17 protein-coding genes are annotated in these 19,136 nt (G+C 69.4%); 8 read left to right on the top strand and 9 right to left on the bottom strand.

The features are described from left to right. Window positions 1–239: 239 nt before the first annotated feature. Window positions 240–1,382: a c-type cytochrome gene (locus DBV35_RS30880; RefSeq protein WP_170134929.1), complete on the bottom strand. Its 1,143-nt coding sequence runs from the start codon at window positions 1,380–1,382 to the stop codon at window positions 240–242. Window positions 1,383–1,636: 254 nt separating this feature from the next. Here DBV35_RS30880 and DBV35_RS13000 point away from each other — a divergent pair, with 254 nt between their 5' ends. Then, on the top strand, window positions 1,637–2,377 hold the full coding sequence (locus DBV35_RS13000) for a 3-deoxy-manno-octulosonate cytidylyltransferase (protein WP_205648664.1): 741 nt from the start codon (window positions 1,637–1,639) through the stop codon (window positions 2,375–2,377). Next, window positions 2,374–3,258, top strand: coding sequence for a prephenate dehydratase (locus tag DBV35_RS12995; RefSeq protein WP_108660762.1), 885 nt, complete (start codon window positions 2,374–2,376; stop codon window positions 3,256–3,258). Before DBV35_RS13000 ends, DBV35_RS12995 begins: the two co-directional genes overlap by 4 nt. On the opposite strand, the gene nudC is transcribed toward DBV35_RS12995, so the two are convergent. Beyond that, the gene (gene nudC, locus DBV35_RS12990) at window positions 3,239–4,213 is read right to left on the bottom strand and encodes an NAD(+) diphosphatase (protein ID WP_170134928.1); all 975 of its coding nucleotides are present in this window, start codon (window positions 4,211–4,213) and stop codon (window positions 3,239–3,241) included. The genes DBV35_RS12995 and nudC overlap by 20 nt on opposite strands. 219 nt (window positions 4,214–4,432) lie before the next feature. On the opposite strand from nudC, the gene DBV35_RS12985 reads away from it, so the two are divergent. From DBV35_RS12985 to DBV35_RS12970, 4 genes are all read left to right on the top strand, one after another. Then, the gene (locus DBV35_RS12985) at window positions 4,433–4,870 is read left to right on the top strand and encodes an RbsD/FucU family protein (protein ID WP_108660761.1); all 438 of its coding nucleotides are present in this window, start codon (window positions 4,433–4,435) and stop codon (window positions 4,868–4,870) included. A gap of 27 nt (window positions 4,871–4,897) precedes the next feature. After that, a complete protein-coding gene (gene rbsK, locus DBV35_RS12980) occupies window positions 4,898–5,833 on the top strand; it encodes a ribokinase (protein ID WP_108660760.1) in 936 nt (311 codons plus the stop codon). A 62-nt stretch (window positions 5,834–5,895) separates the two neighbouring features. Then, window positions 5,896–6,933 (top strand): aldo/keto reductase, encoded by a 1,038-nt coding sequence (locus DBV35_RS12975; protein WP_108660759.1) that lies wholly within the window; start codon window positions 5,896–5,898, stop codon window positions 6,931–6,933. Window positions 6,934–7,179: 246 nt separating this feature from the next. After that, the gene (locus tag DBV35_RS12970; protein WP_157961718.1) at window positions 7,180–7,968 is read left to right on the top strand and encodes a hypothetical protein; all 789 of its coding nucleotides are present in this window, start codon (window positions 7,180–7,182) and stop codon (window positions 7,966–7,968) included. 48 nt (window positions 7,969–8,016) lie between these two features. Here the strand turns inward: DBV35_RS12970 and hutG are convergent, their stop codons facing one another. Both hutG and hutI read right to left on the bottom strand, forming a co-directional pair. Then, window positions 8,017–8,808, bottom strand: coding sequence for an N-formylglutamate deformylase (gene hutG, locus DBV35_RS12965; protein WP_108660757.1), 792 nt, complete (start codon window positions 8,806–8,808; stop codon window positions 8,017–8,019). Between the two features lie 57 nt (window positions 8,809–8,865). Continuing rightward, window positions 8,866–10,071, bottom strand: coding sequence for an imidazolonepropionase (hutI, locus tag DBV35_RS12960; protein WP_205648663.1), 1,206 nt, complete (start codon window positions 10,069–10,071; stop codon window positions 8,866–8,868). 467 nt (window positions 10,072–10,538) lie between these two features. On the opposite strand from hutI, the gene DBV35_RS12955 reads away from it, so the two are divergent. Next, a complete protein-coding gene (locus DBV35_RS12955) occupies window positions 10,539–11,468 on the top strand; it encodes a 2-hydroxyacid dehydrogenase (RefSeq protein ID WP_108660756.1) in 930 nt (309 codons plus the stop codon). Between the two features lie 21 nt (window positions 11,469–11,489). On the opposite strand, the gene DBV35_RS12950 is transcribed toward DBV35_RS12955, so the two are convergent. Then, window positions 11,490–13,091, bottom strand: a complete 1,602-nt coding sequence (locus tag DBV35_RS12950; protein WP_108660755.1) for a gamma-glutamyltransferase — start codon at window positions 13,089–13,091, stop codon at window positions 11,490–11,492. A gap of 63 nt (window positions 13,092–13,154) precedes the next feature. Here DBV35_RS12950 and DBV35_RS12945 point away from each other — a divergent pair, with 63 nt between their 5' ends. Next, a complete protein-coding gene (locus DBV35_RS12945; RefSeq protein WP_108660754.1) occupies window positions 13,155–13,814 on the top strand; it encodes an RraA family protein in 660 nt (219 codons plus the stop codon). A 22-nt stretch (window positions 13,815–13,836) separates the two neighbouring features. Here the strand turns inward: DBV35_RS12945 and DBV35_RS12940 are convergent, their stop codons facing one another. The 4 genes from DBV35_RS12940 to DBV35_RS12925 are packed head-to-tail and all read right to left on the bottom strand — an operon-like array spanning window position 13,837 to window position 19,061. Then, a complete protein-coding gene (locus DBV35_RS12940) occupies window positions 13,837–15,630 on the bottom strand; it encodes an ABC transporter ATP-binding protein (RefSeq protein WP_108660753.1) in 1,794 nt (597 codons plus the stop codon). Beyond that, a complete protein-coding gene (locus DBV35_RS12935; RefSeq protein WP_108660752.1) occupies window positions 15,627–16,520 on the bottom strand; it encodes an ABC transporter permease in 894 nt (297 codons plus the stop codon). The genes DBV35_RS12940 and DBV35_RS12935 overlap by 4 nt, the downstream gene beginning before the upstream one ends. Further along, window positions 16,517–17,458, bottom strand: a complete 942-nt coding sequence (locus DBV35_RS12930) for an ABC transporter permease (protein ID WP_108660751.1) — start codon at window positions 17,456–17,458, stop codon at window positions 16,517–16,519. Before DBV35_RS12930 ends, DBV35_RS12935 begins: the two co-directional genes overlap by 4 nt. Window positions 17,459–17,504: 46 nt before the next feature. Next, on the bottom strand, window positions 17,505–19,061 hold the full coding sequence (locus DBV35_RS12925) for an ABC transporter substrate-binding protein (RefSeq protein ID WP_245943951.1): 1,557 nt from the start codon (window positions 19,059–19,061) through the stop codon (window positions 17,505–17,507). Window positions 19,062–19,136 lie beyond the last annotated feature (75 nt).

Raw genomic sequence — 19,136 nt, 5'->3', positions numbered from 1 at the left:
TTTCGTCAGCCTGGGAGATTATCGGTCATCCTGACCGGCGCAACCCGCCAGGGCCCAGACTAACCGAGATGTAATCGGGTGATTCGCGGCGGATTGCAGCATCCTTCCGCGGTGAGGGCGCGCCGTCGGCGGTCCCGGAACCCAGGAACCAGTCGGAAATCGGCGCTCCGAACGGCAAAGCGCCCCGCGTGCGGGGCGCCGGACCTGGCTTACGCCAGGCTTGCTTGTGCGACGATCCGTTACTGGGACGAGTTGGTCGGGTTGACGATCTCGACGTTGGGGGCGGGGGCCTCCTCGACGGTCACGTTCGCGTCACCATTCTCCTGGATCGCACCGACGGCCTCGTCCTGCGCGGCGCCCTGTGATTCGGCCGCGTCCTTGGCTTCCTCGGCCGCTTCCTGGGCGGTGGCCGGAGCCTCGCCCGCGGCGGCGTTCCCTTCGGTCGCAGGAGCCTCCGTGGCGGGGGCCTCCGTTGCCGGAGCTTCGGCAGCGGGCGCTTCCGTTGCGGGAGCTTCCGCAGCCGGAGCCTCGGTGGCCGGCGCTTCGGCAGCCGGGGCCTCGGTGGCCGGCGCTTCGGTCGCCTCGGCCGGCGCGGCCTCGCCCTGCTTTTCGGTCACGGCTTCCTCGGCCGCCTGCTCGACCGCCTGGACGGCCGGGTCAGCCTCGTTCGGCGTGTCCTGGCCGGCGGCGCCGGTGGTGTCGGCCTTCTCGGTCACCGACTGGGCGTCCGTGGCCGGAGCCTCCGTCGCGTCAGCAGGGGTCGCGGAGCCTGCGGTGCCCGCATCGCCAGCGGTGGCGTTCGCCTCGACTTCCTCGGCCTGCACGGCTTCGGCTTCGGCGGCGGCCGGATCCGGCGCCATCTCTTCGGTCGGCGCCGGGACTTCCGGATAGGCCGGAGCCTCGGGCGACACGCTCTTCAGGTAGGCGATGACGTCGGCGCGGTCCTCGTCATTCTTGATGCCCGCATAGCCCATCGCGGTGCCCGGAATGTCGGACTGCGGGCTCTGCAGGAACTCGTCGAGCTCCTCGTAGCTCCAGTGCCGCGCACCGCCTTCCGAGTAGGTCGACATCGCGCCGGAGTAGCTGAAGCCCTCGTGCGAGGCGATCGGGCGGCCGACGACCCCGTGAAGGTTCGGACCGATGCCGTTGGCGCCGCCTTCGGTGAAGGTGTGGCAGGCGCCGCAGACGCGCGCGAGACCCTGTCCCTTCGATTCCTCGGCCTCGTTCAGCAGGACCGCGAGCGGCACTTCCTCGGGCGCCTCGGCGCCGCCAGTGGCCTCGGCGATCGCCACCTCGTAGCCGGGTGTGAACAGCGAATGCTCATCGAAGATTATTTCGGACAGGACACTCAACCCCATCGCGAAGACGAGGGCGCCGAGCACTGCGCTCATGATCTTGTTGAGTTCAAACGCGTTCATTGCCGCTGAGACCCTTGTTCGCTATTTCGCCGGTAGGTGCCGTCCCGGCGAGCACAATCGCTGCCGGCTCCCTCGTCCCTACCAAGTGATCCACCTTGTGACTAGGCAAGCTATAGAGTGCGATTCGAATCGCAGCAAATAGGTCGCTGCACCGCACCGAACCGATTGAGTTTGTTGTAAACGTCGAAACCCGCTCGACGCTGACGAAAGACGCCCCCGTGACTCCCATCATCCTCATCCCGGCCCGAATGGCGGCGACCCGCCTTCCCGGCAAGCCGCTGATCCCGATTCGCGGCGTGCCGCTGATCGTTCACGTCCTGCGGCGGGCGATGGAGGCGGAGATCGGCCGCGTCGCGGTCGCCTGCGATGGCGAGGAGATCGCGGCGGTGGTGCGGGCGGCGGGCGGCGAAGCGGTCGTCACCGATCCGGACCTGCCGTCGGGCTCGGACCGCATCTCGCAAGCCTTGGAAAAACTCGATCCCGCGGGGGACCACGACGCCGTCATCAACGTGCAGGGCGACCTGCCGACGATCGCGCCGGCCTCGATTCGCGCTTCGCTCGTCCCGCTCGAAAACACGGCTGTGGACATTTCGACGCTCGTCGCGGAGATCACGGACCCGGAAGAGAAGGTCAATCCCAATGTCGTCAAATGTGTGGGTTCCATGTACGCGGACGGGCTGATGCGGGCGCTCTATTTCACCCGCGCCACCGCGCCGTGGGGGGAGGGGCCCCTCTACCATCATATCGGGCTTTACGCGTATCGGCGTGAGGCGCTGGCGCGCTTCGTCACACTCCCGCCCTCGACCCTGGAGAAGCGGGAGAAGCTCGAACAGCTCCGCGCGCTCGAGGCCGGGATGCGGATCGATGCCGCACGCGTGACCGAAGTGCCGCTCGGGGTCGACACACCGGCCGACGTCGCGCACGCCGAACGGATGCTCGCCGCGGGAGCCTCGGCATGAGCGGGCGTCTGCGCGTCGCCTTCCAGGGCGAGCCCGGCGCGAACTCCCACATCGCCATCACCGAAGTCTTTCCGGATGCCGAGGCGGTTCCCCTCGCGACGTTCGAGGACTGCTTCGCCGCCGTCGAGGGCGGCACCGCGACCTACGCGATGATCCCGATCGAGAATTCGGTCGCGGGCCGCGTCGCGGATATCCACACCTTGCTGCCGAGCTCGGGCGTCCACTTCGTCGGCGAGCACTTCCTGCCGATCCGCCACCAGCTGATGGCGCTGCCCGGCACGAAGCTGTCCGACATCAAGAACGTCTACAGCCACGTGCAGGCGCTCGGCCAATGCCGCCAGAACCTGCGCAAGCTCGGGCTGACCCCCGTCGTCGCCGCCGACACGGCGGGCTCGGCGCGCCAGGTCGCGTCGACGCGGGACACGACGTCCGCGGCGATCGCCTCGCGCCTCGCGGCGGAGATCTACGGTCTCGAGATCCTGCGGGGCGACATCGAGGACGAGGCGCACAACACCACGCGCTTCGTCATCATGGCCGACAATCCGGAGCCGGCCTCGCGCGACGTGCCGAACATGACCTCGTTCCTCTTCCGTGTGCGCAACGTGCCGGCGGCGCTCTACAAGGCGCTCGGCGGGTTCGCGACCAACGGGGTGAACATGGTCAAGCTGGAGAGCTACCAGCTCGGCGGGCAGTTCTTCGCCACGCTCTTCTACGCGGACATCGAAGGGCACCCCGAGGACGAGAACGTGGCTCTCGCCCTCGAGGAGCTCAAATTCTTCTCCGCGCGGGTGCGCATCCTCGGCACCTACAAGGCCTCGCCGTTCCGCGAGACCATCCGCGAGCCGGCCGAGAACGCAGCCCTCAGGCCATCGCCCCGGTGATGATCGCGGCCCCGTCGACGACGGCGTCGTTGGCGACGGGGGCGCCCCGCTCTGCATAGGCCCGCAGGAGGTGGTGCGCGATAGCGACCCCCGGCGGGGCCGAATAGGTCGGATGCGTGCGCGCCAGCATCGGCAGGATGTCGGCCCGGTCGAACCAGCGCACGTCCTCGAGCTCGCGGTCGCGCGGGTCGATGTCGGTGCTGATCGCCTCGGCGAAGCAGCCGATCATCAGGCTCGACGGGAACGGCCAGGGCTGGCTCGCATAATAGGACACGCGCCGCGTGCGCACGCCCGCCTCTTCCCAGATCTCGCGACGGACCGCCGCCTCGATCGTCTCGCCGTGCTCCATGAAGCCTGCGAGGCAGGAATAGGTCCCCTCGACGAACCGTCGCTGACGGCCGAGCAGACAGCGCTCCCCGTCGATCGCGAGCATGATCACGACCGGGTCGGTGCGGGGGAAGTGGCTCGCGCCGCAGGACGGACAGTCGCGCCGCATACCGGCCGCGCCGACCGTGGTCGGCTGGCCGCAATTGGCGCAGAAGCCGTGCGTCGCGTGCCAGCCGAGGATGCTGCGGCCCTGGGCGATCGCGCCGAGCACGTCGGGCGTGACCTGCCCGTCGATCGCGAGCTGGCGCAGATTGTGGAGCGTGTAGCCCGGCCCCGGCTCCGGAATGGGCGCGGCGAAGAGCGGCCCTTCGGAATCGACGCCGAGGAAGACGGCGGCTGGCCAATCCGCCCCGAGCGCTTCGGCCTCGGGACGGCTGAAGATGACGGACGCGCCCGCTTCGCCGGCGACGAGAAGGTCGCCTGCGAAGAGAAGGGCGCGGCCCCGGCGGTCGGTCCGCATGCTGTCGACGAAGGCGCTCTCGTCGCGCCGTTCGGACATCCGGTCGAGGATGTTGCCGCCAAAGCTGATGGCGGCTGAATGATCGGCAAGGGGATAGCGAAGTGTCATGGGGCCCTAGATAGCGCTATCGCGGGGCGATTGCGATTGCTAACGGCAATGCCGGGCGATCGCCGCCGAGTTCTCAACCGAGAATGGAGCGGACGAACGCACGAGCATCCTTGCGCAGCGGGGCCGATCCGGGGAACATCCCCCCTGTCGTGCGGCAATGACACGACGCGTTGAAAGACGACGACGGTCCGGCCGGCCGGACCCGCGGGGATGGACAGGATGCTCAAGGGGATCAGCCCGCTTCTGAACGCGGACGTGCTCTACGCACTGCGCGCGATGGGCCACGGCGACACGCTGGTGGTGACCGACACGAACTTCCCGTCCGATTCGATTGCGCGCGTGACGCCGTTCGGACACCTCCTGCGCATCGACAATGTCGACGCGGCGGCCGCGGTCGACGCGATCCTGTCGGTGCTTCCCGTCGAGGCGGTGGCGCGGATGGAGGTGATCGGCGCGCCCGACGAGATCCCGCCCGTCCAGGAGGAGGTCGCCGCGGTCATCGCGCGTCACGAGCCCACCGCCGAGGCGATGGCGGGGATCGAGCGCTTCGCCTTCTACGACGCGGCGAAGGAGGCCTACGCGGTGCTGACCACCGGCGAGCGGCGCTTCTATGGCTGCTTCATCCTGCGGAAAGGCGTGGTGCCGCCCGATGCGTGAGGGGGCGCGGCACGGTCGGGGCGCGCCATGAAGGGGCGGGTCGCGATCCTCGGCATCTTCGTCGCGGATCTCGCCTTCGAGGCCCCGCGCCTGCCTATGATGGGCGAGACGCTGCTCGGCGAGGGGTTCCGCATGGGGCCCGGCGGAAAGGGCTCGAACCAGGCCGTCGCTGCCGCGAAGGCGGGGGCGGACGTCGCCTTCATCACCCGCCTCGGGGCCGACGCGTTCGGCGAGATCGCGCTCGCCACCTGGAGCGAGGCCGGGGTCGACACCGCCACCGTCGTGCGCGACACGGCGCGGCCGACGGGCGCGGCCTTCATCTTCGTCTCCACGCGCGACGGCAACAACGCCATCATCGTGAACGCGGGCGCGGCCGGCGCGATCGGTCCCGCCGACCTCGACGCGGCGCGCGACGCGATCGAGGGCGCGCGCGTCTTCGTCACCCAGCTCGAACAGCCGATCGACGCGGCGGCGCGCGGTCTCGCCATCGCCCGCGCGGCGGGGGTGACGACCATCCTCAACCCCGCCCCCGCCGCCGACCTCTCCGACGAGATCCTCGCCCTTTGCGACTATGTCACGCCGAACGAGTCGGAGGCGGCGGCGCTGACCGGCATCGCCGTCGACACCGTCGAGGACGCGCGCGCGGCGGCGGACCGGCTCATCGCACGCGGCGTCGGCCGGGCGGTCCTCACGCTCGGCGAGCGCGGCGCGCTCTATCATGACGGGAGGGACGCCGTGCTCGTCCCCGCCTTTTCGGCCGGGCCGGTGCGCGACACGACGGGCGCGGGCGACGCCTTCAATGGCGGCTTCGCCACCGCGCTCGCGGAAGGGGCGGACCCGCTCGCCGCGGTGCGCTTCGCGTGCGCGACGGGGAGCCTCTCGGTGACGCGCCCCGGCGCCGCCGCCGCGATGCCGACGCGCGCCGAGATCGATGCGCTGCTTCAGGGGGCGCCCGCCCGCTGACCGGACCGGCGCCACCCGACACGACACAAGAAACGGCCAGAACAACAGGACGGGACACGCGGATGCCAACGCCCCTCGAGACCAAGACCCTCACGACGCGCGCCGGGCGCAGCCTCACCTTCAGCGCGCTCGGCACCGGGACCGCCCCGCTCGGCAATCTCTACGGATCGATCGACGAGCCGACCGCGCAGGCGACGCTGGAAGCGGCCTACGCCGCGGGCTCGCGCTATTTCGACACCGCCCCGCTTTATGGGTTCGGCCTCTCCGAGCGCCGGCTCGGCACCTTTTGGCGCACCAACCGCCCCGCCGACGCGCTCCTCTCCACCAAGGCCGGGCGCATCCTGAAGCGCGGTCCGCGCGATCCGGACATGCAGCCGACCCAATGGTTCGACGTGCCCGCCCGCGATTTCGACTACGACTACACCTATGACGGGATCATGCGCTCCTTCGAGTTCTCGCTGGAGCGTCTCGGCGTCGACCATGTCGACATCCTCTACTGCCACGATATTGACGTGTGGACGCACGGCAGCGAAGCGGCGGCGATGGCCTGCGTGCGCACCTTCCTCGAAAGCGGCCACCGCGCCTTCGTCGCGCTGCGCGACGAGGGGGTGATCGACGCGTTCGGCCTCGGCGTGAACGAGTGGGAGGTGTGCCAGCACGTCGCCGAGCGGGTGGAGATCGACCTCTTCCTCCTCGCCGGGCGATACACGCTCCTTGAGCAGGAGGCGCTCGCCTCCATGCTGCCGCTGTGCGAGGAGAACGGCATCGGCGTCGTGATCGGCGGGCCGTACAATTCCGGCATCCTCGCGACCGGCGCGGTCGAGGGCGCCCACTTCGACTACAAGCCCGCCCCGCCCGCGATCCTCGATCGCGTCCGCCGGATCGAGGCGGTGTGCAAGGAACACGGCGTGCGCCTGCGCGACGCGGCGCTGCGCTTCCCGCTCTGCCACCCGGCGGTGCTGTGCGTCATCCCCGGCGGGGTCAAGCCGGAGGAGATCGCGGGCACCGCGGCCGCCCTCTCGGCCGAGATCCCGGCCGAGCTCTGGCAGGCGCTGAAGCGGGAAGGGCTGTTGCGGCAGGACGCGCCCGTCCCGTCCTGACGGGTCGCGCCGCCGCCGGCGTTGATGCGCGGGAACAACACTCGGCACGATTGCGCGCAACAATCGGAAATTCGCGGGCCTCTGCGAAGTGATCGCAACCTGGTGTGGCGGCCCTGCACTAGGCGGGGGCGTGCGCTTCCCGGATGGTCAAGGTCCATCCGACGAGTGTGCTTTGCGCAGTACGGTGGTTGCGGGGCGAGGACCAGTTGTCGTCCTGCCCACCGGCAGTAAAAACGGAACAGGACCATGAAACGGGCCCTCTTGATCGTTGCGTTGGGGCTGTCCTCTCTTCCCGCCCAGGCCGCCGACCTTGTCGTGTCCGGTGTGCCGACCACCGTCGAGGAGCGGGCGAGCGATCGCGAATGGTCGTTCGGCATCGCGCCCTATTTCTGGGGCGCCGGCCTCAGCGGCGACATCGCGCAGTTCGGTCTCCCAGCGATCAGCGTCGACGCCTCCTTCTCCGACATCTGGGACAGTCTCGATTTCGGCGCGATGGCGGTCACCGAGTTCCGCTTCCGCCGCTTCGGCGTCTTCACCGACCTCGTCTACGTCAAGCTCTCCGGCGCGAAGGCGACCGAGGAGAGCATCCTCGCCGACAGCGTCTCGCTCAACACCCAGACCCTCACTTTCACCATCGCGCCCGAGTACCGGGCCATCGAGACGGACAAGGCGAGCCTCGACGTGATGGCCGGCGCGCGCGTCTGGTCGGTCGACACGGACCTGCGCTTCCGCGGCGGCGTCCTCGACGGGGTGTCCGCCAATGACGGGGACACCTGGGTCGACCCGCTCATCGGCATCAAGGGGCGCTACGATTTCACCGACCGGTTCTTCGTGACCGGCTGGGGCATGATCGGTGGCTTCGGCGTCTCGTCCGAGTTCATGTGGGACGCGTGGGGCGGCCTCGGCTACCAGATCAGCAACAATTTCTCCGCGGTGGTCGGCTATCGCGGCATGGGCGTCGACTACAAGGACGACGGCTTCAAGTACGACATCATCGAGCACGGCCCGGTGATCGGCGGCATCCTGCGCTTCTGACGCGCCGGAGGAGGCGGCGGCACGCGGGCGCGCGCCGCCGGCCGGATCCTATTCGGCCATCGCCTTCGCGATCTCGGTGAAGCGGTCGACCATGCGCGTCAGCGTCGCGACATAGTCGCTGGCACCGTCGACGAGCGACCAGGGCGAGCGCTCCAGCATATAGTGGACCTGCGCGGTCTCGAGCTGGATCGCATGGATCCCCTCGGCGGGCTTGCAGTGGAAGCGCACCGTCCAGCCGCCGCGGAAGCGCCCGTTCACCACAGTCTCCGCCGTCGCGCGGCACTCCTCGGCGGCGGCGTCCTCGAACGCCTTGTCGCAGGTCGAGGTGAAGTCGGTGCCGACATTGTAGGTCGGCAGCGTGCCCTCGAAAAGGCGCGGGATCACAGAGCGGATCGAATGGAGGTCGAAGAGGACGGCGATGCCGTGCTCCTCGCGGATGCGCTTCAGCTCCGCCGCCAGCGCCTCGTGATAGGGCGTGTGGAATTCGGCCCGGCGCTCCGCGATGTCGCTGTCGGTCGGCTCCTCACCATAGAGCCAGAGCGGCTCCCCGTCGAAATCGGTGGTCGGCACGAGCTCCGTCGTCGCCTGCCCCGGATAGAGGCTCACGCCCGACGGGTCGCGGTTCGCGTCGATCACATAGCGGTGGAAGCCGGCGGCGATCACGCTCGCGGGCCCCGCGAAGCGCTCGGCGAGATGGTCGAGGTGCCAGTCGGTGTCGGTCATCGCCTGACCGGTCTCGTTCAGCCGCCGCGCAATATTCGACGGAATGTAGGTGGAGGCGTGGGGAACGGAGATCAGGATCGGGCCGTTGCCATGACGCAGCGAGAAGGGTTGGCTCATCGTCGTTCGGTATCCAGGTTGATCACGGATAAAAATGGGGCGATCGGCGTGGCGCGTCTAACCCGGATGACCGGCGAAGAGCCGGGTGTCGAGCGGGTTGAAGCCGATCCGGTAGACGAGCTCGGCCGGCGCGGTCACGTTCCACACCGCGATGTCGGCGCATTTCCCGACCTCCAGCGTGCCGATCTCGTCGCCGAGGCCGAGCGCGGCGGCGGCATGGCGCGTCGCGCCGACGAGCGCCTCCTCGGGCGTGAGGCGGAAGAGCGTCGCCGCCATGTTCAGCGCGAGGAGGAGCGAGGTCAGTGGCGAGGAGCCGGGATTGCAGTCCGTCGCGACGGCCATCCGCACGCCCGCCGACCGCAGCGCCGCGACGTTCGGCTTCTCGGCCTGGCGCAGCGTGTAGCAGGCGCCGGGGAGGAGCACCGCGACGGTGCCCGCGCGCGCCATCGCGGCGGCGTCCGCCTCGTCAATGAATTCCAGATGGTCGGCCGACAGCGCGCCGTAGCGCGCGGCGAGCGCTGCGCCGCCGGCGTGGGAGAGCTGCTCGGCGTGGAGCTTCACCGGGAGGCCGAGCGAGAGCGCGCGGTCGAAGACGCCCGCCACGTCGTCGGACGAGAAGGCGATCCCCTCGCAGAAGGCGTCGACCGCGTCGACGAGGCCCTCCGAATGGGCGCGGTCGAGCCCGGCGAGGACGACCTCCTCGATATAGCGCGCGCGCTCGTCATATTCGGGCGGCAGGGCGTGGGCGGCGAGCCAGCTCGTCACGATGCGGACCGGCCGCTCCTCGGCGATCCGCCGCGCGACGCGCAGCATCTTGATCTCGTCGGCGATGTTGAGGCCGTAGCCGGACTTCACCTCCATCGTCGTCACCCCCTCGCCGATGAGGGCGTCGACGCGCCAGAGCGCCGCTTCCAGGAGGGTGGCCTCGTCCGCCGCCCGCGTCGCGCGCATGGTCGACAGGATGCCGCCGCCGGCGCGCGCGACCTCCTCGTAGGAGGCGCCTTCGAGGCGCATCTCGAACTCGGCCGCGCGGTTGCCGCCGAAGACGACGTGGGTGTGGCAATCGACGAGGCCCGGCGTCACGAGGCGGCCGCCGACATCGGTGGGCGGAATGTCCGCGAGGGCCGCCGGGAGGTCCGCGCGCCTGCCGACGAAGGTGATGCGCCCGTCGCGATGGGCGACGGCGCCGTCTTCGATGAGGCCGTAGCGGGCGCCGCCCGGCGCCATGGTCGCGACGGGTCCGCCGACGATCAAACGGTCCATGCTCTCTCTCCGTTCGGGGGCACCATACACCGCCGGCGATCGTGTCGATGGGCGATGATGCCGCGCATTGCGGCACATTGTGCACGCAATCGCCGCAATGGGCAGCAGATGGCGCTGTTTGCGGCGGCCGGCGCGGCGGCGGGTCCGGGGCGCGGCGAATGCGCCGGGGCGACGGCGCTCATCGCGGGCCGCCCGTCCGGCGCGATCGCGCGTCCGCGCAGAACCGCCATGCGCGCCGCGGCGGCCGTCGAGGGTGGACATCGACGCCGAACGAGTCGAAACTTCCAGCGTGGCGCGGCGACGGCCGGGCGACGCCGGAAGGCCGAAGACGCGAAATCGGGTGCAAATTCACCGATTGGCGACCGTACAATCGTTTGCCTGGGTGCAAGAATCGTGCCAGCGGGCCTTTTCGGCTGTCCAGACCCCGGTTTCCCCCCTCCGCCCCACCCAAAAACCCGGATTCCATCATGAGTCTCGTCCTCCGTGTCGGTCCCGCCCGCGCGCAATGGTGGCTGGAGCATCTCCAGTCCCTCCTTCCGGACATCGAATGCCGGCCGTGGGACGATCCGGGCGATCCCGCGGCCGTGCGCTATGCGGTGGTGTGGAAGCCGCCGGCGGGCGGGCTGAAGCGTTTCCCGAACCTCGAGCTCATAGTGTCGATCGGAGCAGGGATCGACCATGTGCTCGCCGATCCGGAGCTGCCGCAGGGCATTCCCATTATCCGCACCACCGGCGATGAGCTGACGCAGCGGATGCGGGAATATGTGCTGATGCATGTCCTGCGCATCCATCGCCAGCTTCCGCTGGTGGAGGCGGCGCAGGAGAAGGCCGAGTGGCTCCAGATCGTGATCCCGCCCGCGACCGGGCGCACGGTCGGCGTCATGGGGCTCGGCAATCTCGGCGGCGACGCGGCGCGGATGCTCGCGACCGTCGGCTTCAAGGTGCGCGGCTGGTCGCGCAGCCCGAAGCTCATCGACGGGGTGAGCCCCTTCGCCGGCTTCAACGCGCTTGAAGCCTTCCTTTCCGAGTGCGAGATCCTCGTCTGCCTCCTGCCGCTGACGAGCGAGACGCGCGGCATCCTCAACGCCGACCTCTTCGCCAAGCTGCCGGCGGGCGCTTCGGTCATCAACGCGGCGCGCGGCGAGCACCTCGTCGAGGACGACCTCCTCGCCGCGCTCGATTCGGGGCACCTGAAGTCGGCGACGCTCGACGTCTTCTACGAGGAGCCGCTGCCCTCCAAGCACCCCTTCTGGGCGCATCCGAAGGTGCTGGTGACGCCGCACGTCGCCTCGATGATCGACCCGGAGTCGGGCGGCAAGATGATCGCCGCCAACATCCAGCGCTTCATCGCCGGGGAGCCGATCGCGGACCTCGTCGACCTCGAAAAGGGGTATTGAGGCCCGGAGCGGGTCCCGAGCCTAGGGCCGGGCGATCTCCGCCGCGCCATCGTTTCGCGTGACGCGCGGGGCGAAGGGGGCGGGGGCGGCCGCGCCGCCCACCGGCTGCGAGGGGTCGTTGATGCCGTGGCAGAGCCCGCTCGCCGGATCGCGCGAGACGCCGGACGGGCAGGCATAGAGCTTCGGGAAGACGAGGCGCTGCGCGACCTCCAGCGTGAAGCGGTTGCCGAGCGCGGCGAGGGTCGCCTCGCCGAGCCGCGGATCGACGCGCACCGAGCCGCGATCCGTCGCGTCGAGGCGCGGGTGGTTGAAGGCCTCCTCCAGCGACAGGCCGAAATCGAGCATCAGCGCGGCGACCTGCAGGACGGCCGGCATGATCTGGTTCGCCCCCGACGCGCCGACCGCGAAGAGCGCCTCCCCGTCGCGCACGGCGACGGTCGGGCACATGTTCGACGCGTTGATCCGCTTGTGGCCCTCCATCGAGGTCGGATAGCCGGGGCGCGGGTCGAAATAGGATACCGAGTTGTTCATCAGGATGCCGGTGTGCGGCAGCACCACGCACGAGCCGAAGCGGTTGAGGAGCGTGTAGGTGAGGGCGACCATGTTGCCATCCGAATCCACCGCCGACATGTGGCTCGTGCAGCCGCCGACCTCCTTGCCCCGCCCGATCCGCGCATTGTGCGCGCGCCAGGCCGCGTTGAGCGCGTCGGCATAAACCGCCCAGCTCTCGGGGCCGATCCCGGCGGCGGGATCGAGATGGGCGGCGATGTGCGCGAACGCCTCGATGAGGCGGGGGCCGCCGCTCGTCGGCCCTGCGGTGTGGAGCGTCACGCCGCGATGGCTGCCGGCGAGCGTCTCGTGCTCCAGCGCTTCGTAGGCGGCGAAGTCCGCCGCGTCGATCCGGCTTCCCCCGGCCGCGAGGTCGGCCGCCATCGCCTCGGCGAGCGCGCCGCGATAGAAGCTCTCAGACCCGCCGTCCGCCAGCGCACGCAGCGTCTTCGGCAGCGCGCCGAGGGCGAGGAATTCCTCCGGCCGCGGCGGGGTCCCGCCGGGGAGGTAGACGGCGCGCGCGCCCGGATCGCGCGCGAGGTCCGCCATCGCGAGGCTCACCTGCAGCGTCGTGAACCAGTCCACCGCGAGGCCGCGATCGGCGAGCGTGATCGCCGGGGAGAGCACCGTGTCGAGTCCCATCGTGCCGAAGCGGGCGAGGGCGTGGGTCAGCCCCTTCACCGCCCCCGGCACGCTGATCGAGGGGTAGCCGACGACGTGCCGGCGGTCGATGACGGCGGGGAAGCCCATCAGCGATTCCGGCCCGTCCGGATCCAGCGGATAGTCGTCGAAAGTGATGCCCTTCGGCAGCATTCCCTGGAAGTCGATGACGCGGGCCTCTTTCTCGCGCGCGTTCCAGACGACCATGTAGCCGCTGCCGCCGAGCCCGCACATCCACGGCTCGACCGCGGCGAGGGCGAAGGCGGTCGCGACGGCCGCGTCGACGGCGTTGCCCCCCGCGGCGAGCATCGCCGCCCCGGCGCGCGCGGCCTCCAGGTGCTGGGCGGCCACCACGCCCGCCTCGCTCGCCACCGCGGGCTTCGTGACCACCCACTGTTCGACCGACCTGTTCATGCGCTGTCCTTTGCTCCGGGGCGCCCTAGCCTAATTGCTTGAAGAGACTCAGGGAACGCGGCGATGACCTACACCATGCGGGACATGCCGGCGCCTCTCGCGCCGCACCTCGTCGAGAAGGCGCTGAAGGTGGAGACGGCCACCATCGGGCACCGCCGCTTCATGGGATTCGTCGACCCGGAGATCCAGGCCGTCCACGGCTACCGGATTGCGGGCACCGCCGTGACGCTGGCGCTTCCGGGCCAGGATTCCACGCTCCTCCACCACATCATCCAATATTTGCGGCCGGGCGACGTGCTCGTGATCGACCGGCTCGGGGACCGGCGCCACGCCTGCCTCGGCGGCGCGGTGGCGTGCGCGCTGAAGACGCGCGGGACGGCGGGCGTCCTCATCGACGGGCCCTGCACGGACGTGCCGGAGATCGTCCAGTACGACCTTCCCGTCTGGTGCCGCGGCCCCTCGCCGATCACGACGCGCCTTTATGATGTCGGCGGCGCCTTCAATGTCGACATCCAGTGCGGCGGGGCGGTCGTCCACCCCGGCGACCTCGTCATCTGCGACTTCTCCGGCGCGCTGGTGCTGCCGGCGGACGAGGCGGAGGCGGAGGTCGACTGGGCGCTCGGCAAGCAGCGCCTGGAGCCGGCCTCGCACCTCGCGCTGAAGGCAGGCGCCTATCTCGGCATCGACACGGGGGCGACGGAGAAGGTGCTCGCCAAGCTCTGACGCGACGCGGCGACTGGGGGCGTCAGCCTTCCATCACGAAATGGTCGGGGCCGACCTCGACCATGCGGCGGGCCGGGGGCTGCCAGTCGAGGGCGCGCACCGCGCTCGCGATCTCGTCGGAGAGGAGCGGCCGCCGCGCGCCCCGCCGGGCGGGGTCGGGCACCGGAACGGCGGAAATCAGCTTCTGCGTATAGGGATGGCGCGGGTTCGCGAGCACGGACGAGCGCGGGCCGATCTCCACGATCTCCCCGAGCAGCATCACCGCGATCCGGTGGCTCACCCGCTCCACGACGGCGATGTCGTGGCTGATGAAGAGGTAGGCGAGGCCGAGATCGCGCTGGAGGTCCAGCATCAGATTGACGACCTGCGCCTTCACGGAGGCATCGAGCGCGGAGACCGACTCGTCCGCGACGATGAGCTTCGGGTCGAGCGCGAGGCTGCGCGCGATGCAGATGCGCTGGCGCTGCCCGCCGGAGAATTCGTGCGGGAAGCGGTAGGCGTGCTCGGGCTTGAGGCCGACCCGCTCCAGGGAGGCCACCACCCGCGCCTCGGCCGCCTCGCCGTGCGCGACGCCGTGGACGCGCAGCGGTTCGCCGATCGCCGAGCCGATCGTCTTGCGCGGGTTCAAGGAGCCGTAGGGGTCCTGGAAGATCATCTGCATGTGGCGGCGCACGTCGCGCATCGCCTTCTGGTCCGCCGCCATGACGTCCTGCCCGTCGAACCGGATCGCGCCCTCGCGCGGCTCGATGAGGCGCAGGATCGAGCGCCCGGTGGTGGACTTGCCGCAGCCCGATTCGCCGACGAGGGCGAGCGTCTCCCCGGCGCGGACGGCGAAGGAGACATTCTCCACCGCGTGGACGCGCCCGACCGGCCGGCCGAGGATGCCGCCGCGAATGTCGAAGCGCGTGACGAGACCGTCCACCGAGAGAAGCTTGTCGCTGCGCGTGTCCGGCTCGTCCGCGGGCTCGGTCTCGACCGCCTCGCCCTTGAGGTCGGGGAAGCGGCGGGGCGTCGCGGTGCCCGTCAGCGCGCCGAGCTTCGGGACGGAGGCGAGGAGCATCCGCGTGTAGGGTTCGCGCGGGTTCGCGAAGACCTCCGTTGCCGGGCCCTCCTCGACCTTGTCGCCGCGCAGCATCACGACGACGCGGTCGGCGATCTCGGCGACGACGCCCATGTCGTGGGTGATGAACATCACCGCCATGCCGATCTCGGTCTGGAGGTCGCGGATCAGCTCCAGGATCTGCGCCTGGATCGTCACGTCGAGGGCGGTGGTCGGCTCGTCGGCGATGAGGAGCTTCGGCCGGCACGCCATCGCCATCGCGATCATCACGCGCTGCCGCATCCCGCCGGAGAAGGTGTGGGGGTGCTGGTCGAGGCGGCGCTTGGCGTCGGGGATGCGCACGAGGTCGAAGAGGCGCAACGCCTCGGCGCGGGCGGCGGACCGGTCCATGCCGGAATGGCGGCGGAGCGCCTCGATCACCTGGAAGCCCGCCGTCAGCACCGGGTTGAGGCTCGTCATCGGCTCCTGGAAGATCATCCCGATCTCCGAGCCGCGCACGTCGCGCATCGTCTCGTCCGGCAGGGCGAGGAGATTGCCGCGCCCCTCGAGGTGGATCTCGCCCTCGATCTTCGAGACGCCCTCCTGGAGGAGGCGCATGATCGAGAGCGCCGTCACCGACTTGCCCGAACCCGATTCGCCGACGACCGCGACCGTCTCCCCGCTGTCGATCGCGAAGGAGACGTTGCGCACGACGCTCGACCAATAGCCCTCCGAGCGGAAGGAGACGGTGAGGTCGCGGACCGAGAGGACGCTCATTGCTCGCCCTTCAGGCGCGGGTCGATCGCGTCGCGCAGCCCGTCGCCGAGGAGGTTCAGCGAGAAGACGACGAGGAGGACGGCGAGCGAGGGGAAGAGGGCGAGCCAGAAGGAATCGAGGATGTTCTCGAAGCCTTCCCGGATCATGCCGCCCCAGGTCGGCGTCGGCGGGGAGACGCCGAGGCCGATGAAGGCGAGCGAGGCCTCCACGCGGATCGCGGTCGCGAGCCAGAGCGAGCCCATCACCAGGATCTCCGGCAGGATGTTCGGCAGGATGTGGCCGAAGAGGATGCGCGGGTTGGAGTAGCCGAGCGCGCGCCCGGCCTCCACGAACTCGCGCTCCTTCACCGCGATCGTCGGCGCGCGCGCGATCCGGGCGAAGGGCGGGATCGCCGTCAGCGAGATGGCGATGATGATGTTGAGCGTCGACGGCCCGATCATCGCGACGACGATGAGGCCGAGGATCAGCGAGGGGAAGGCGAGGAGGACGTCCATGATCTGCATGATCACGATGTCCGTCGCGCCGCCATAATAGCCGGCGACCATGCCGATGAAGGAGCCGATGATCATCGCCGAGCCGATGGCGAAGAGGCCGATCATCAGCGAGATGCGGGCCCCGTAGAGGACGCGCGAGAAGGTGTCGCGCCCATAATAGTCGGTGCCGAACCAGTAGTCGCCGGTGGGCGCCTTCAGTCGGAAGAGGATGTTCTGCTCGATCGGGTCGTGCGGCGCGATGACCGGGGCGAGAATCGCGAGCAGGCAGACGATGAGGAAGAGGCCGAGCCCCACCCACGATGTCTTGTTGGTGTTGAAGGCGGCGACGAGGCCGCTGCCGAGCGCGGCGAGGGAGCGCCGCCAGTAGGCCGGCCGCCGTTCGGTCACGACACTCATTGGTATTTGATCCTCGGGTCGATCAGTCCGTAGACGAGGTCGGTGATGAGGTTCACGAGCACGACGATCAGCGTGTAGATGACCATCATGCCCTGCAGCATCGTGTAGTCGCGCTGGTTGAGCGAGCCGACGATGAGCTTGCCGAGGCCGGGTCGGTTGAACACGATCTCGGTCAGCACCGAGTTGCCGATCAGGATGCCGAGATAGAGGCCGACCACGGTGACGACGGGGATGAGCGCGTTGCGCAGACAATGGCGCCAGATGATGACGGCGAAGGCGAGCCCCTTGGCGCGCGCCGTGCGCACATAATCCTGGTTCAGCACCTCGAGCATCGCGGAGCGGGCGACGCGGGTGATGTAGGCGGCCATGATGAGGCCTAGATTGATCGCGGGAAGGGCGAGGTCGCGCAGCCGCGCCCCGATCGTCTCCCCCTGTCCGGACGAGATGACCGGGAACCAGCGCAGCTGGATCGCGAAGATCATCAGGAGGAGGATCGCCGAGACGAAGGCCGGCAGCGAGAGGCCGACGAGGGAGGCGAGGCGAACGATATAGTCCGGCATCTTGTTGCGCCGGATCGCCGACCACACGCCGAGCGGCACGCCCATGATCACCCCGAGGATGAGGGAGGCGATCGTCAGCTCCAAGGTGTCCGGCAGGACCTTCATGATCTCCTGGATCACCGGCCGGCCCGAGACCATCGAGACGCCCCAGTCGCCGACGACGACCCCGCCGAGGAAGTCGAGATATTGCATCCAGATCGGCTGATCGAGGCCGAGCTTGGCCCGCAGCGCCTCGATCGAGGCCTGGTTCGCCTGGTCGCCGAGGATGACGAGCGCGGGGTCCCCCGGCAGGACGCGCACGATGAAGAAGACGATCGTGAGCACCCCGAAGAGGGTCACGATGGCGAAGCCGAGCCGTTTGATGACGAACGCGGTCATGGCGCGATCAGCGGTGGGCGCGGCGTCGCCGCCGCGCCCGGCCCGCCTATTCGGAGAAGTGCGCCGCTTCGGTCACGGGCGGGCTGAGGTTCAGCGCGCCCTCGACGTCCACGCCGAGATCGAGCGTATCCTTCCACGCCCAGAGCTGGAGGTTCTGGTAGACGGGGATCGCGCAGACCTCCGCCATGATCTTCCTCTGCGCCTCGGCCCAGAGGGCGAGCTGCTTCTCCTTGTCCTGCTCCACGCGGGCGCCGAGGATCTCGTCGTCGGCGACGGCGCAGTGGGAGAAGTTGGTCACGGCCGTCGGCGTGCCGACGATCGAGTCCGACAGGAAGAATTGGGAGAGGTACACGTCGGCGACCGGGAAGCGGGCGGCCGAGTAGTGGACCACCTGGCTCGCATCGTCGCGGATCTGGCTGTGGAAGGTGGCGTGCTCCACGGTCTCGATCTCGAGATTGATGTTCGCCGCGCGCAGGAGCGCCTGCACCGCCTCCATCGTGGCCAGCATGCCGGGCAGCGTCGTGTGGATCGCCTTGATGGTGATCCCGTCCGGATGGCCGGCCGCGGCGAGGAGCTCCTTCGCCTTGTCGATCGAATATTCGTAGGTCGGCACGTCCGCGGTGTAGCCGAGATAACCCTCGGGCACCGGCGAGATCGCGGCGATCGTCACCTCGTCGCCCCGGAACTGGACCATCGCGTCGCGGTCGATCGCATGGGCGATCGCCTTGCGCACGTTGATGTCGTCGAGCGGCGGCATCGTCATGTTGAGGTGGATGACGCTCATCTCACCCGGCTTCATGACGACGACCTTGGTGCCCGGCACCTGCGCGATGCGCTCGACCCAGGTCTGGTCCTGCTTGCCGTAGATCATGTCGATCTCGCCGGACTGGAAGGCGAGGTCGCGCGAGGAGTCGGACGGGATGTAGCGGTAGAAGATCTCTTTGATCGCCGGCTCGCCGCGGAAATATTCCGGGTTGGCGACCAGCTTCACATATTGCTGCGGCTGGTATTCGGCGAACATGAACGGCCCGGTGCCGATCGGCTCGGACTGGAACTTGTCGCCGAGCGCCTCGACCGCGTCCTGGCAGACGATGTTGCCGCCATGATAGGGCACGAGGAGGCCGAGAAGGCTCGGCACCGGCTCCGACAGGGTGATCGTGACCTCGTAGGGGCCGGTCGCCTCGACCGAGGACACAGCGCCATAATCCTTCGCGAAGGAGGAGGTGTCCGCGTTCATCGAGCGCTTGAGGGAGAAGACCACGTCGGCGGCATCGAGATTGCCGTAATCGCCGTGGCAATCGACATCCTCGCGCATCTTGAACGTCCAGGTGAGACCGTCGTCCGACGACGTCCAGCTCTCGGCGATGTCGGGCTCGATGAATTCCGGGCTCGCCTGGCCGGGCTTGATGCGCACGAGGCCGTTGAACATCCAGTGCAGCAGCCCCTTGTCGGGGGTGGTCGTCGCGCGATGGGGATCGAGCGAGCCGGCATCGGCGCTCGCCATGCCGACGCTGAGCGTCGTGCCGGCGGCATGCGCGGGTCCGGCGAGGCCGGCGGCGGCGATCAGCGCCGCGAGCGAAAGCGACAGGGCAGCAATTTTCACAGGTCTCACCTCCTTCGATATTCGGCCCTTCTGACGGCCGCGGCGCGGACATCGTGGGCCTTGGTATCGAGCCGC

The organism is Acuticoccus kandeliae, assembly GCF_003073115.1.
The sequence above is the reverse complement of the archived record's forward strand: the minus strand, read 5'-3'. Positions and strand labels throughout refer to the sequence as shown.